The organism is Niallia sp. HCP3S3_B10 (genome assembly GCF_052064465.1).
GTDB lineage: Bacteria > Bacillota > Bacilli > Bacillales > Cytobacillaceae > Niallia > Niallia hominis.
Genome location: NZ_JBQHVO010000090.1, coordinates 1 through 14,647, shown reverse-complemented (window position 1 = coordinate 14,647; position 14,647 = coordinate 1). Strand labels below are relative to the sequence as shown.

The 14,647-nt window shown below is 35.2% G+C and carries 14 protein-coding genes; all 14 read left to right on the top strand.

Annotated elements, in window-relative coordinates:
• Positions 1–405 precede the first annotated feature (405 nt).
• The 14 genes from ACTNDN_RS23470 to ACTNDN_RS23405 all read left to right on the top strand — a co-directional run bounded on the left by ACTNDN_RS23470 (position 406) and on the right by ACTNDN_RS23405 (position 14,492).
• Positions 406–1,224 (top strand): heptaprenyl diphosphate synthase component 1, encoded by an 819-nt coding sequence (locus ACTNDN_RS23470; protein ID WP_048717802.1) that lies wholly within the window; start codon positions 406–408, stop codon positions 1,222–1,224.
• A gap of 6 nt (positions 1,225–1,230) precedes the next feature.
• Positions 1,231–1,932 (top strand): demethylmenaquinone methyltransferase, encoded by a 702-nt coding sequence (locus ACTNDN_RS23465; RefSeq protein WP_031538301.1) that lies wholly within the window; start codon positions 1,231–1,233, stop codon positions 1,930–1,932.
• A gap of 247 nt (positions 1,933–2,179) precedes the next feature.
• On the top strand, positions 2,180–3,142 hold the full coding sequence (gene hepT, locus ACTNDN_RS23460) for a heptaprenyl diphosphate synthase component II (RefSeq protein ID WP_349204376.1): 963 nt from the start codon (positions 2,180–2,182) through the stop codon (positions 3,140–3,142).
• Between the two features lie 129 nt (positions 3,143–3,271).
• Complete coding sequence (ndk, locus tag ACTNDN_RS23455) at positions 3,272–3,718, top strand: nucleoside-diphosphate kinase (protein ID WP_031538303.1); 447 nt, start codon at positions 3,272–3,274, stop codon at positions 3,716–3,718.
• Positions 3,719–4,270: 552 nt separating this feature from the next.
• Entirely contained in the window at positions 4,271–5,044 is a 774-nt protein-coding gene (locus ACTNDN_RS23450) for a CheR family methyltransferase (protein WP_235251453.1), read from the top strand.
• Between the two features lie 198 nt (positions 5,045–5,242).
• On the top strand, positions 5,243–6,415 hold the full coding sequence (gene aroC, locus ACTNDN_RS23445; RefSeq protein ID WP_235251454.1) for a chorismate synthase: 1,173 nt from the start codon (positions 5,243–5,245) through the stop codon (positions 6,413–6,415).
• Complete coding sequence (aroB, locus tag ACTNDN_RS23440; RefSeq protein ID WP_031538306.1) at positions 6,415–7,497, top strand: 3-dehydroquinate synthase; 1,083 nt, start codon at positions 6,415–6,417, stop codon at positions 7,495–7,497. Before aroC ends, aroB begins: the two co-directional genes overlap by 1 nt.
• Positions 7,498–7,863 (top strand): chorismate mutase, encoded by a 366-nt coding sequence (gene aroH / locus ACTNDN_RS23435; protein WP_031538307.1) that lies wholly within the window; start codon positions 7,498–7,500, stop codon positions 7,861–7,863.
• Positions 7,864–7,885: 22 nt separating this feature from the next.
• The gene (gene hisC, locus ACTNDN_RS23430) at positions 7,886–8,989 is read left to right on the top strand and encodes a histidinol-phosphate transaminase (protein WP_031538308.1); all 1,104 of its coding nucleotides are present in this window, start codon (positions 7,886–7,888) and stop codon (positions 8,987–8,989) included.
• A gap of 26 nt (positions 8,990–9,015) precedes the next feature.
• The gene (locus ACTNDN_RS23425; protein WP_441132433.1) at positions 9,016–10,119 is read left to right on the top strand and encodes a prephenate dehydrogenase; all 1,104 of its coding nucleotides are present in this window, start codon (positions 9,016–9,018) and stop codon (positions 10,117–10,119) included.
• A 16-nt stretch (positions 10,120–10,135) separates the two neighbouring features.
• The gene (gene aroA, locus ACTNDN_RS23420; protein WP_441132431.1) at positions 10,136–11,425 is read left to right on the top strand and encodes a 3-phosphoshikimate 1-carboxyvinyltransferase; all 1,290 of its coding nucleotides are present in this window, start codon (positions 10,136–10,138) and stop codon (positions 11,423–11,425) included.
• A gap of 136 nt (positions 11,426–11,561) precedes the next feature.
• On the top strand, positions 11,562–12,461 hold the full coding sequence (locus tag ACTNDN_RS23415) for a hypothetical protein (protein WP_441132430.1): 900 nt from the start codon (positions 11,562–11,564) through the stop codon (positions 12,459–12,461).
• Positions 12,462–12,485: 24 nt separating this feature from the next.
• Entirely contained in the window at positions 12,486–13,748 is a 1,263-nt protein-coding gene (locus ACTNDN_RS23410) for a tetratricopeptide repeat protein (protein ID WP_441132428.1), read from the top strand.
• Positions 13,749–13,946: 198 nt separating this feature from the next.
• Entirely contained in the window at positions 13,947–14,492 is a 546-nt protein-coding gene (locus ACTNDN_RS23405) for a ReoY family proteolytic degradation factor (RefSeq protein ID WP_031538313.1), read from the top strand.
• Positions 14,493–14,647: the final 155 nt, after the last annotated feature.

The window sequence follows — 14,647 nt, the reverse complement described above, 5'->3', positions numbered from 1 at the left end:
ACAAAACCAATTAGAAAGCGGATACAATCTTAGAGGTTTTACTTTATAAAAAAGGGAGCTAAAAAAACTCCCACAAAAACTTGACTCAATCTCCAAAGTAGCTATTGTACCCCTTTACTTTCTCTTGTGATATAATAAATAAAATATGTGATTGAAATGGAAAAGTTCTGTTTAGTGCTGTTTTCTAAAAGATTGGTGTGTTTCCAATAGAAAAAACCAATAAATTCAATAACTAATAAATCTGAATACACGTAGACTCCTATGGTAGCGGCTCGGCACTCGACCAATGGAAAGCGAAGTGTATTTAGGCTGCGGGTCATAGCAACAACTTTACATATAATAAAGAATAATATTTCGACAGTTTTTAGAGATTGGCATGAATAGATAATAGCGAAAGAGGAATAAATGGGGAACAAGGGTGATATTATGGCTATACAAGAATTAATAGAGAGTGTAAAAATCAAAGTAGTTGAAAAAACCTCCAATCATTATTTACAAAAACATATACCAAATCCAATTTTGGATGAACATAAGCTTTTACTAACAATAACAGTCTTATTACAGGCAAATGTAAAAAAACAGGATATTATTACCTATGCAACAACAATTACACTTATTCAGATTGCCCTTGATACCCATGAGCTCGTTACAAATGATAAGATGCATAAGGGAAATGAACGAAGTAGACAATTAACGGTATTAGCAGGGGATTTATACAGTGGGCAATACTATAAAATATTAGCTGAAATAGAAGACTTTAAAATGCTTAAGTTTTTAGCAGAAGGCATTAAAGTGATTAATGAGAATAAAATATTCTTCTACCATCATAGCGCAAAGGGAATAGAGCAATTAATAAAAAGTCTAAAAGATATTGAAGGAGCATTAATCCAAAAGCTAGTCGACTACTATCAAATGGATGGATGGAAAGCTTTTGTGGAAGAATTTTTGTTTCTTCATCGAATTTGCAAAGAAAAAGAGTTGTTTGATCAAACGAATAGTTCAATGGTAGTAGATGCTTTTTTTAAGTATGAGAATAAAAATAAATTAAATTCAATAACTAAAAATAATAAAGATGCAATGATGGATAAATATATAAAAGAGGCAAGTTTACGTGTAGAAGAGTTGTTAAATAGTCTTCCAGCATTGCAAGAAGAATTTAGAGAAACCGCCTATCGATTTTTGAATAAACTAAGCAAACAACAATTGTACGTAGAGGAAGGGTAAATAATAATGCAAGAGCAGCAGTCTAAAGAAGAAAAGGTACATAATGTATTTGAAAAGATTTATGGGAATTATGATAGAATGAATTCGTTAATTAGCTTTCAGCAGCATAAATTATGGCGAAAAGACACGATGAAGCGAATGAATGTGCCTAAAGGTTCAGCATGTTTGGATGTATGCTGCGGAACAGCTGATTGGACAATTAGCCTAGCAGAGCAAGTTGGCCCTAACGGGGAAGTGATTGGTCTTGATTTCAGTGAAAATATGCTAAGCATAGGAAAGCAAAAAACAGCTGAGTATAAAAATATACAGCTAATTCACGGCAACGCCATGGAGTTACCCTTTGCAGACAATCATTTTGATTTTGTAACAATCGGCTTTGGTTTGCGTAATGTTCCAGACTACTTAACTGTTTTAAAAGAAATGAGAAGAGTAGTAAAGCCTGGAGGGATGGTTGTTTGTTTAGAAACATCGCAACCAACAATGCCAATTTTTAGACAAGGCTACTATATGTATTTTAGATATATTATGCCGATTTTTGGTAAACTTTTTGCTAAAAGCTATAAGGAATATTCATGGCTACAGGAATCAGCGCGAGATTTCCCAGGTATGAAAGAACTAGCTATGATGTTTGAAGAAGCAGGATTAAAGAGAGTAGGATATAAAGCTTATTTTGGCGGTGTTGCTGCAGTTCATTTTGGTTATAAGTAATAATCTCAATAGTGATGAAAGTCCTGTAAGGGAGAAAAGCTTTTTAGCTGTTTAAAAATTTTATTTAGATATGGGAATAGCTGGAGTAGTCTAAATAGAAGTGGAGAAAATGTTTAACAAGGTTCGCCGCTGTTTTAGCAAAAATGGAAAGTATATTAAAGGCTACTATAAGAAAAAAGAACTAGAAATAATGTCAAGGAAATACATAATTATTTTAAAATATGGATACAAGTTGGGTGAGTAGTTGGTGAAATTAAAAATGATGTACTCATTTTTGAATTCGGATATTGAAAAAATTGAGAGAGAATTAGAAGAAACCGTACAGGCAAACTCTATTATATTACGTGAGTCTTCCTTGCATTTACTACAAGCAGGTGGAAAAAGAATACGTCCGATATTTGTATTGCTTGCAGGGCAATTTGGAAATTATGATATCCATAAAATAAAAAAAGCAGCAGTTTCATTGGAATTAATTCATATGGCATCATTAGTTCATGATGATGTAATAGATGATTCTGATTTAAGAAGAGGTCAGCCTACTATTAAAGCAAAATGGGATAATAAAGTAGCGATGTATACAGGGGATTACATTTTTGCTCGGTCAATGGAAATTATGAGTGATATTAATAAGTCTGATGCCCACAGAGTACTTGCTAATACAATTGTGGAAGTCTGTATCGGCGAAATTCAGCAAATAAAAGACAAATATCGTTTTGATCAAAATATTAGAGATTATTTTCGGAGAATAAAAAGAAAAACGGCTTTATTAATTTCAGCAAGTTCTTTAGTAGGTGCGATTGTTTCGGATGTTGAAGAAGAATTCCAGCAAAAGTTGCATCAATTCGGGTACTATGTTGGTATGTCTTATCAAATCATAGATGATGTACTAGATTTTGTTGGGACAGAAAAAGAATTAGGAAAGCCAGCAGGCGGGGATTTACTTCAAGGAAATATTACATTGCCTGTTTTATTTGCAATGGAAAATGAAGAGGTTCGCAAAAAAATAATCACTGTCCATGAAGCAATGTCAAAACAGGAATTAACAGAGGTTATTACAAGCATTAAAAATACAGATGCAATCGATCGTTCTCTTCAAGTAAGTGACCTGTATTTAAATAAGGCCCTCTTAACTATTCGTGATTTGCCGAATGGAAAAGCCAAATCGGCACTAGCTAATATAGCAAAATATTTGGGTAAACGTAAATTTTAGCAATTGTAACAGTACCTATTACATATGAAAGCGTTTAAAGATTCTTTTGCAAAATTCGAATTTTTGTGTTAAGTTCTTTTCATGAATAACCATTTTTGCTAGTCTAATACATATGGTAGGAGTGAGCTTATGGAAAGAACATTTCTAATGGTAAAGCCAGATGGTGTACAAAGAAATTTAATGGGGAAAATAATAGCCCGGTTTGAAGAAAAAGGTTTCCAACTCGTTGGAGCAAAGCTTATGCATATTTCGGAAGATTTAGCAGAACAGCATTATGCAGAACATAAAGGTAAGCCGTTTTTTACACAATTAGTAGATTTTATCACTTCTGGTCCTGTATTTGCAATGGTTTGGCAAGGAGAGGAAGTTATCGCAAAATCGAGAATAATGATGGGGAAAACAGACCCTCTAGAAGCTTTGCCAGGTACCATTCGTGGCGATTTTGGAGTAGTAAAACATAAAAATATAATTCATGGATCTGATGGAAAAGAAAGTGCGCAAAGAGAAATATCCCTATTTTTCGATGAGGAAGAATTAGTAGAGTATCATAAATTATTAGATAATTGGGTTTACTAACTTTTGGTTATAATAGCTGTCCTGTTCATCAGGACAGCTATTTATATGTGGATAAACGATATTATCAGGTAGCGTTCACCGTGTTTCCTTTATCTCAGTCAGAGCCCTCCAGTTTGTACGACGATAAACAGGCGCTTCCGCTTTTCGATTGTCTAGTTCCGGGCACCCAGGGGCTGATGGGCTTCACGACCATTCCCTACGATAAGTCAACATCGATTCACTAGCGTTCATCGTGTTTCCTTTATCTCAGGAATGGTCGCTCCATCCCACACGCCCCAAACCGGGTGCCCTCCACATTTCGATTGTCTAGCTGCAGCGCCTATCGTCTAGCAAACTTCCGGTCACTTCCCTACGATAAGTCAACATCGGCTCACTAGCGTTCCCCGTGTTTCCTTTATCTCAGTCAGAGCCCTCCAGTTTGTACGACGATAAACAGGCGCCTCCACATTTCGATTAATTATATGAATTATCGGAATAAAATTTGGCCCTTTTTGAGGAAAATCGTATATACTAAAAAAGAAGTTGATTTTATGATGGTTGTGAGGAAATTACATGGAGAAGGATTTTCAAGATTTTATTAAGAATTTCTATAGATTATCAGGAATAGATTTGTCTTTATATAAAGAGGCACAAATGAAAAGAAGGTTGACATCTCTTTATGAAAAAAGGGGTTTTACTTCTTTTGCAGATTATTTTAAAGCAATACATACGAATAAGAATTTATTGGACGAGTTATTAGATCGGATGACAATTAATGTTTCTGAATTTTATCGTAATTATAAACGGTGGGAGGTTTTAGAGAAAAATATATTGCCCGATCTCCTTAAAGCTAAAGCGCAGATGAAGGTATGGAGTGCTGCTTGCTCGACAGGGGAAGAGCCATATACATTATCAATGCTTCTTTCCAATGAAATGAAGGCAAAGGATTTTCAAATCCTTGCAACAGATATTGATGCTAATGCATTGGAACGTGCAAAAAATGGCGTTTATTTAGAGAGAGCATTAAATGAAGTGCCAGTGGCGCAAAAGAATAAGTATTTTGAACAGCAAGGCTCGATGTATAAAATAATGGACGAAGTGAAAAAAAACGTCACATTTAAAAAACAGAATTTATTGGCGGATTCATTTGGTGGCCCATTCGATTTAATCGTTTGTCGAAATGTTTTAATATACTTTACAGAGGATGCAAAAGATTTGCTTTATCACAAATTCGCTCAAGCCTTAAGACCTGGTGGGATTTTCTTTGTCGGTAGTACAGAACAAATTTTTACACCCGCAAAGTATGGCTTAGAAACAGCAGATACTTTCTTCTATCGTAAAATATAAGCAATGGCAAAACAACGACAAGAATATCCCGTTGTTTTGCCATTGTTTAAATAAATACTGTATGGTCATCCTTTGAATTTACAAGAGATTTAGATGATTTTGCAAAGATTTTTAGGTTTTTCTCTATTCATAACTGGATAGGTATGTTATATTGAAACATAATTACTTTAAAGCGTTGAAGGGAGAAAGGATTTATATATGAGATACTTAACATCTGGGGAATCGCATGGTCCCAAACTAATTACTATTATAGAGGGTCTTCCTGCTGGAATGCCTTTATTAGCGGAAGATATAAATGAAGAATTAGCTAGAAGACAAAAAGGCCATGGTCGAGGAAGAAGAATGCAAATAGAAACAGATACCGTGGAAATCGGTGGTGGAATTAGACATGGTTATACGTTAGGTTCACCTGTTTCTTTAATTGTAGAAAATAATGATTGGAAACATTGGACTAAAATTATGGGTCAACAGCCAATCGATGAAGCAGAAGCAAATGAAATTAAGCGGAAAATTAGCCGTCCACGACCAGGCCATGCTGATTTAAACGGTGCTATTAAATATGGTCATCGAGATATGAGAAACGTATTAGAGCGTTCGTCCGCACGTGAAACGACCGTTCGGGTGGCAGCTGGTGCAGTTGCGAAAAAGCTGCTCTCTTTATTGGGGATTAAAATTGCTTCCCATGTTGTGGAAATAGGCGGAGTGAAATCCAATGTTACGAATTATGCATCAATCGAGAAGCTTAGGGAAATAACAGAGAATTCCCCTGTCCGTTGTTTAGATGAACAAGCAGGCGCTGAAATGATGAAGGCGATTGATGAAGCGAAAGCAAGTGGTGATTCTATTGGAGGCGTAGTAGAAGTAGTTGTGGAAGGTATGCCAATTGGCGTCGGCAGCTATGTTCATTACGATAGAAAGTTAGATGCGAAGCTTGCTAGTGCCATAATGAGTATTAATGCATTTAAGGGTGTCGAGATTGGTATTGGTTTTGAAGCGGCGAGAAAGCCAGGAAGTGAAGTCCATGATGAGATTATCTGGGATAAAGAAACAGGATATTCTAGAAGAACGAATCGTTTAGGTGGTTTAGAAGGTGGAATGACAAATGGCATGCCAATTGTTGTTAGAGGGGTTATGAAGCCGATTCCGACACTTTATAAACCATTAAAGAGTGTTGATATTGATACGAAAGAAGAGTTTACAGCAAGTATTGAACGCAGTGATAGTTGTGCAGTGCCAGCAGCTTCAGTTGTTGCAGAGCATGCTATTGCATGGGAGCTTGCTTCAGCTATCGTTGATCAATTTTATTCTGATCGTTTCGAAGGACTTGTTGCTAATATTAGAGAGCATAACAAACATGCGAGGGAATTCTAATGCCCACTGTTTCAATTCAAACTTCGTCGAAACAATATGATGTGTGGATTGGGGAACATGTCATTAAACAACTACATTCGTTTATTCAAAGCAAATTTGAAGACGTAACGAAAATATTGATTATTACAGATGAATCCGTAAAGAAGCTACATTTAGCAACAGTAGAAAAAGAACTTTCCACTCTCCCTGTTATAACATATACAGTACCTGCAGGGGAAAAGGCAAAATCATTCGATGTTTTTTATGCTTGCCTCACCTATATGCTAGAACAACATTTAGATAGAAAATCACTAGTTTTGGCATTAGGTGGTGGAGCAGTTGGGGATTTAGCTGGCTATGTAGCTGCATCCTTCATGAGAGGTATTCCCTTTATTCAAATACCTACAACTGTTTTAGCTCATGATAGTGCTGTTGGTGGAAAAGTTGCGATAAATCATCCTCTTGGAAAAAATATGATTGGTGTTTTTAATCAGCCAGAAGCGGTTTTTTATGATACAACTTTTTTGTCTACTCTGCCAATTCAGGAGCTACGTTCAGGGTTTGGTGAAGTGATCAAGCATGCATTAATAAGTGATTCACAGTTTTATCAAGATTTGACTACTAATATAAATAACTTATCAAAAGTAGACATAGCTTATTGGTCTGAAATACTAGAAAAGGGAATTCTAGTTAAACGATCTATTGTAGAGAAAGATGAAAGAGAATCAAATATACGAGCTTTTTTGAATTTTGGTCATACGCTTGGGCATGCAATTGAAGCGGAGATGGGGTATGGTAAATTTACGCATGGGGAAGCTGTTGTTATCGGAATGATTTTTGCATTAAGGTTAAGCAAGAAGAAATATGATATAGCCTTTTCAATGGAGGAATACATAAAGTGGCTCCAATTACTTGGTTATACCTGTGATATTCCAGTGGATTTAGAAATAAACAATTTAATTAATCGAATGAAGCAAGATAAGAAATCGATTAATAGAACAATCCGTTTTGTCTTACTAAAAGAAATAGGTAAACCTGTTTTAGTAGAAATAGGTGAAGCGGAAATTAGAGAAGAATTAGCTATATTTAAAGGTGGGAAGTAGATGATTAGAGGAGTTAGGGGAGCTATTACGGTTGAAAATAATGTAGAGGCAGAGATATTATCAGCTACAGAAAGCCTTTTTAATGAAATGATAAACTCCAATCAAATTAAAGCGAGCGATGTTGCCTCTGTATTTTTATCAGTAACGGATGACATTAATGCAGCTTTTCCTGCAAAAGTGATTCGTATGCAAGAAGATTGGATATTTGTTCCAGTAATGTGTATGAAGGAAATAGCAGTTCCCAATTCATTAGAGAAGTGTATTCGAATTATGATGCATTGGAATACAGAACTTTGTCAGGATGAGATTCAACATATTTATTTAGAAAAGGCAATTCAATTAAGACCAGATTTAACAAAACAATAAATATTTTTTGGGGTGAAAGAAAATGAAGTGGAAACAGCAGCTTTTAAGTTTAAAAGCTTATCAACCAGGTAGAACGATTGAAGAAGTAAAAAAACAATTTAATTTAGACCGAATTGTAAAACTTGCCTCCAACGAAAACCCTTTTGGAAGCTCTCCGAAAGTTTTAGAGGCATTGAAAAAAGTAGATGGATCGTATGCTTTATATCCAGATGGATATGCTACAAACTTACGCTATGCGCTTGCTGATTTTCTAAAAGTAACACCAGAAGAGTTAGTGCTTGGTAATGGATCGGATGAAATTATATTAATGATTTCAAGAGCTCTACTTAGACCGGGATTAAATACTGTAATGGCTAGTCATACATTTGGTCAATATAAGCATAATGCAATTGTGGATGGTGCAGAGGTTAGAGAAGTGCCCCTAACAGAAAAAGCAGAGCATGATTTACCTGCGATGCTTGCTGAAATAGATGAAAATACTAGTGTAGTGTGGTTATGTAGTCCTAATAATCCAACTGGTACATATATTCCAGAAAATGAATTAGTTTCTTTCTTAGAAAAGGTACCAGAAGATGTCTTAGTGGTATTAGATGAAGCGTATTTCGAATATGTAGTTGCGGATGATTATTATGATTCTATTTCTCTGACAAGAAAATTCAGCAATCTTATTGTGCTACGAACATTTTCAAAAATATATGGTCTTGCAAGCTTCCGTGTTGGATATGGAGTAGCAAATGCCACTCTATTAAACACTTTAGATCCAATTAGAGAACCTTTTAACGTTAATACATTAGGGCAAATTGCGACTGAAGAAGCATTAAAGGATCAGGAGTTTGTAGAAACTTGTAGACGGAAAAACAGAGAAGGATTAGAGCAATTATACCGTTTTTGTGAAGAAAATAATTTAACATACTTTCCATCCCAAACGAATTTTCTCTTAGTTGATTTTAAAATCGATGGAAATGAAGTGTTCCAATATTTAATGAGTAAAGGATATATAGTTCGTTCGGGTGTTCCTTTGAATTTCCCTACCTCAGTTCGTATAACAATTGGTTCGAAAGAAGAGAACGAAGGATTGATTCAAGTCATGACGGAGTTTCTTGCTGAACAGAAAGTCGCGAAATAATGATGGGAAAAGAAGGCGGTGATAGGATGAATGGTCGCGTCTTCATAATAGGTTTAGGACTTATAGGTGGATCGTTGGCTTTATGTATAAAAAAAGAACATCCAGAAAGTACTATTTTTGGATATGATATTTCCCGAGATAATTTAAAATTAGCCAAAATGCTAGGGGTTATTGATGAAATAGCATCAACGATTGAGGCAGGAGCACAAACTGCTGATCTCATTATTATTTCAACACCTGTAAAAGAAACAGAAAAAATCATCGATTTGCTTTCGACATTAGCGTTAGAACAACATGTACTAATTACAGATGTCGGAAGCACAAAATCTGTTGTTACAAATAAATCGCAAGTGTTACTGGACAAAGGTATTACTTTTATTGGGGGCCATCCGATGGCTGGATCCCATAAAAGTGGTGTATCTGCTTCCAAAGTTATTCTATTTGAAAATGCCTTTTATTTACTAACTCCTCACGAAAGAATTAAGGAACAAGTGGTTCAAGAGTTACTTAAATGGCTCCAAGGAACAAATGCAAAGTTTCTAATTATTTCTCCAGAGGAGCATGATTTATTGGCAGGTGCCATTAGCCATATGCCACATATAGTTGCAGCATCGTTAGTGCACCAGGCAGATCACATTAGTGAAAGACATGAGCTTGTTACAAGGTTAGCAGCAGGTGGATTCCGAGATATTACTAGGATTGCGTCAAGCAGTCCTTCCATGTGGCGGGACATATTAATACATAATAAAAACGTATTAATTCTGTTAATGAATGACTGGAAACAAGAAATGGATAAAGTGCTTTCACTGATTGAACATGAACGAGCAGAGGAGTTATATGACTATTTTTCACGAGCAAAAAAAGTAAGGGACGGTTTGCCTCAAGACCAAAAAGGTGCCATACCAGCTTTTTATGATTTATTTGTGGATGTGCCTGACTATCCAGGGGTAATTTCCGAAATTACTGGCTATTTAGCAAAAGAAAATATAAGTATAACAAATATTCGAATAATGGAAACGCGGGAAGAGATTTTTGGAATACTAGCAATCAGCTTTCAAACAGAGGCAGATAGAATAAGAGCACAGAAATGCATCGCTTCTTATTCTAATTATGATACTACGATTGGATAGAACGAAGGTGAATGTATTGGAGTTATTAACATTAAGAAGTAATAGGAATGGGTTAAAAGGTGAAATTGAAGTTCCGGGTGATAAATCGATTTCTCATCGTTCGATCATGTTTGGATCCATTGCAAATGGAATGACAACAGTAACAAATTTTCTATTAGGAGAGGATTGTTTAAGTACAATCTCTTGTTTTCGAAAATTAGGGGTATTAATAGAACAAGATACCCAAAAGGTCGTTATCTATGGAAAAGGAATGAGTGAATTACAAGAACCAAAAGATATTTTGGATGTTGGGAATTCGGGTACAACGATTCGCTTATTAACGGGAATATTAGCAGGATTACATTTTCACAGTACGTTAATTGGCGATTCTTCAATAGGCAAACGACCAATGACAAGAGTGGTTACCCCTTTAAGGGAAATGGGTGCGAAAATTGATGGCAGAGAAGAAGGGAAGTATACTCCTTTATCCGTACGTGGTGGAAATCTACAAAGTATTACCTATCGATTGCCTGTAGCAAGTGCACAAGTAAAATCAGCAATATTATTTGCCGGCCTTAATGCAGATGGAATCACAACGGTGATTGAGCCAGTACCTACTAGGGATCACACCGAGAGAATGATTCAACGATTTGGCGGGAAAATTAGTAGACACGAAAATGAAATTCAAGTAGAAGGTGGCCAGAAACTTCTTGGTACAGAAATTCATGTTCCAGGAGATATATCATCTGCGGCATTTTTCCTTGTAGCTGGTTGTATTGTCTCTAACAGTAGCATTACTTTAAAAAATGTGGGACTTAATCCTACAAGAACAGGAATAATAGACGTTTTGCAAAACATGGGAGCAAGCATGGATATTCAAATAGATGCTGCTGATGATTTTGAACCGACTGGAACAATAAATGTGATGTCAAGTAAGCTTAAGGGGACAGTTATCGAAGGGGAGATTATCCCGAAATTAATTGATGAAATCCCAATCATTGCATTGTTAGCAACACAGGCAGAGGGAGTTACGGTTATAAAAGATGCCCATGAATTGAAGGTTAAGGAAACTAATAGAATTGATACTGTAGTAATGGAGCTAAAGAAATTAGGTGCGGATATTCAAGCAACTGATGATGGAATGATTATCACAGGTGGGACGAAGCTGACTGGAGCAAAAGTAAATTCTCATGGAGATCATCGCATCGGAATGATGCTTGCAGTTGCTTCACAGATTTGTGAAGGAGAAATGATTCTCGAAAACGTGAATGCTATTGCGGTGTCGTATCCAGCTTTCTTCGAACATCTTCATATATTGTCTAACTAATAATTGGTCGTCGATGAACACGCTAAGTTTGTCGACGATTTTTTTTGGAACAGAAAATTATTAAAAATGTGGATAAATGGAATATTTGCTATTGTTTAATCATAGCCTGTCTTAAAAGAATAGGTGGTGATTTAGGATGCGATATATCATCGAAAATATACATTTATTAAAAAGGCAAAGATTGAAGAAGACATCTATCCTAATTGAGGATAATCGAATTGAATTACTTAAAGATAAATTCCACTCTTATCAATATATGCGAATGGATGGCTCTCCATATATAATGACACCCACTACAGTTATGCTTGATAACCAAGTGAAGCAAATGAACTCTAGTACACAACAAAAAAAGTATATAGAAGAGAACTTGATCAATAAGGGATGTACAACCTTTCTCTTTTATATAGAAGTAAAGAGAGAAAGAGAATTGGCTTTGCAATTAAAAAAAATAAACAGTCAATTACTAAATTGTGCAATAGATTATGTTGCAGCCGTAAAGATTCCTTTATCATTATTATCGCCTAGTTTTGTACGAATGTGTAAAAGAGAAAAAGTACCAGTTTTATTTATTGAGATTGAAGATATTAAAGCCTTATATCAAATTCCATGGGGATGGATAAAAGAGGCTTTATTTCCATATAATGCACCACTCGTACCGATATTTTTAGCAAAAGATGAACAAGAAAAGAAAATGGCACAAAATATATGGTCAAGTTTAATGAGAGATGTTAAAATACCATCTATTCCTCATGAAATAAAAGAAGGAATGCCAGTCGACTATTCTGATTTAGCCAAAATAGGGATTTATCCATTTAAAGGAAATGTGTACCAAGGTGGCGAAGTAACGTATAATTTAGTTGCTTACGATGAATCAATCATAAATATTGAAGAAAACGATTTGTTTCTTTATCATTATGATAGAATACAAATGACTATACACAAAGGAAAATGTATTCGAGCAGGGGCAAAGGTGTATTATCGTCCAGGCTATGGTGAATTACTTGAAGTAAAAGTACCTTCCTTCCTAACAATATAGAAGGAGATTAGAGAGGATTATCATATGGAAAGAGTTAATGAAATTATATCTTTATTAGAAGATGGACAACAAGAGAAAGCGTTAAAATATTATCAAGATGTTTTAAAAATGGGCAATAATGAAGAAAGATTTGTGCTAGGCGAAGAACTATTTCAGCTAGGTTTTTTGGAAGAAGCCAAAAATCTATTTTTAGTACTACTAGAAGGGTATCCGGATGAAGGAGAATTACTTGTTCTAGTTGCAGAAGTGGAAATGGAATTGGGAAATGAGGAAATAGCGATTTCTTATTTAGAGAAAATTAACCCGAAGGATCCCTCTTTTCCTCAAGCTTTACTATTGCTTGCAGACTTATATCAAATGGATGGGTTGTATGAGGTTAGTGAACAGAAATTAAAGGAAGCAAAAAAAATCCTACCAGATGAAGTGATTATTGACTTTGCCTTAGGTGAATTATATTCGGAACAAGGAAAAATTGCTGATGCGATAAAATCCTATCAAAAGGTATTATCAATGCAGGAAAATATTGCTGGAGTTAATATCAACGGAAGGATTGCGGATAACTTAAGTGCGGGGGGAGCCTTTGAGGATGCAATTGGCTATTATGAAAAAGCACTCGAAGAAAAAATAGAGATAAATACGTTATTTAATCTTGCTTTGACTGCCTCGCAGGCGAGCCTATATACGGTTGCGATAAATCGTTTTGAAGAGGTAAAAGCTTTGGATTCATCCTACCATTCCCTCTATTTGTATTTGGCCAGAGCATATGAGCATGAAGAAATGCTTGACGATGCATACAAAACAGTTTTAGAAGGAATAAAGCAAGATGCGTTTAATAAAGATTTATATTTATATGGTGGCAAATTAGCTTTAAAACGTGGTGATGAACAAAAAGCCGAGGAACATTTTAGAGAAGCACTTGCAATAGATCCTGAGTTTATAGATGCAGTGCTTTTATTAAATAAATTATTCTTAACTCAAGATCGATTTGAGGATGTCATCGAGTTAATTGAGCTGATGGATAAACAAGAAATGGAAGAGCCGCAATTGCATTGGGATGCAGCCAAAGCATTTCATGGCATAGAAAAATATTCAGAGGCATTAAACAAATATCAATTAGCATATACTTTCTTTAAAGAACTTCCAGATTTTCTATATGATTATGGATATTTTCTTTTAGAAGAAGGAAAAAGAAGGGATGCTGCCGAAATTTTTAATATGCTATTACAAACAGACCCAAGTAATGAAGAGTATATTGAAATCTTGCAACGCCTCACAGAAAACGAATAATTAAGTAATTGAAAAAGGGTAAAAGTATTTTTCACATGGTGACTTTCGTAAAGGATTTTCTTTTAGCGAAATCAAATTTATGGGAAAAGGGCAAACAAAAAGCTTGTTGGTCCACTCTAGTTGTCATTTCCTTAGGAGCGATGCAGGTAAAGCAGGTTGGATAATAAAATTTGTTGCAAGCAGAGGAGGGAATTACAAATGAAAACCCCTGTATCTGTCAATGAAAAAAAAGACTTCATTCGTTGGTTTTTAAATCATTATCAATTGAAGAGACGGGAATGTGTTTGGATTTTAAATTATTTAATGAGTCATGATCAATTGATGGAAAAAGTCCATTTTGTTGAAAATGCAGAAAAATGTCCAAGAGGGCTGATTATGTCCACGCATTGTGTAGATGAAGTACCTTTTAGGTTTTATAAAGAAAATGTAATGACTACAGATGCAGAAAAGTCTTTTCATGATATTCGCCTAAATAGAGATGAAGATATTTACATTCAGCTGAATTTTTACGCATCAAATCAAGTTCATCAATACGCAGCTGTACTAGTAGAAAATCCATTTATGCCGAAAAAGCTACAAATAACCGAAAAAGATAAAATGATTGCTGAACAATTTTTGGTAAGTAGCATAGAAAAATTTCAAAAAGAAAAACTTCTCCAATTAATCGATGAAGCATTAGATACTGGAGATAAAGATATGTTTAATACCTTAACGAATCAATTAAAATTCTTTCAAAATAAATAAGGTTACTTGTCTTCCCGTAAAGCGAACTTTACGGGATTTGTTTTTTTACTAAAGTTCTAATTTCGTATGAGTAAAATGTTTGTGGGAGAATAAATATCCTTTTTGTCTAGTTGGGGGACGCGTCCTCCAACTAGACAAAAAGGCCACCAAGCGAG

Excerpts from the sequence above, each read along its gene's own strand:
- ACTNDN_RS23470 (WP_048717802.1), top strand. The coding sequence starts at position 406 with ATGGGGAACAAGGGTGATATTATGGCTATACAAGAATTAATAGAGAGT.
- ACTNDN_RS23465 (WP_031538301.1), top strand. The coding sequence starts at position 1,231 with ATGCAAGAGCAGCAGTCTAAAGAAGAAAAGGTACATAATGTATTTGAA.
- ndk (WP_031538303.1), top strand. The coding sequence starts at position 3,272 with ATGGAAAGAACATTTCTAATGGTAAAGCCAGATGGTGTACAAAGAAAT.
- ACTNDN_RS23450 (WP_235251453.1), top strand. The coding sequence starts at position 4,271 with ATGGAGAAGGATTTTCAAGATTTTATTAAGAATTTCTATAGATTATCA.
- aroC (WP_235251454.1), top strand. The coding sequence starts at position 5,243 with ATGAGATACTTAACATCTGGGGAATCGCATGGTCCCAAACTAATTACT.
- aroB (WP_031538306.1), top strand. The coding sequence starts at position 6,415 with ATGCCCACTGTTTCAATTCAAACTTCGTCGAAACAATATGATGTGTGG.
- aroH (WP_031538307.1), top strand. The coding sequence starts at position 7,498 with ATGATTAGAGGAGTTAGGGGAGCTATTACGGTTGAAAATAATGTAGAG.
- hisC (WP_031538308.1), top strand. The coding sequence starts at position 7,886 with ATGAAGTGGAAACAGCAGCTTTTAAGTTTAAAAGCTTATCAACCAGGT.
- ACTNDN_RS23425 (WP_441132433.1), top strand. The coding sequence starts at position 9,016 with ATGAATGGTCGCGTCTTCATAATAGGTTTAGGACTTATAGGTGGATCG.
- ACTNDN_RS23415 (WP_441132430.1), top strand. The coding sequence starts at position 11,562 with ATGCGATATATCATCGAAAATATACATTTATTAAAAAGGCAAAGATTG.
- ACTNDN_RS23410 (WP_441132428.1), top strand. The coding sequence starts at position 12,486 with ATGGAAAGAGTTAATGAAATTATATCTTTATTAGAAGATGGACAACAA.
- ACTNDN_RS23405 (WP_031538313.1), top strand. The coding sequence starts at position 13,947 with ATGAAAACCCCTGTATCTGTCAATGAAAAAAAAGACTTCATTCGTTGG.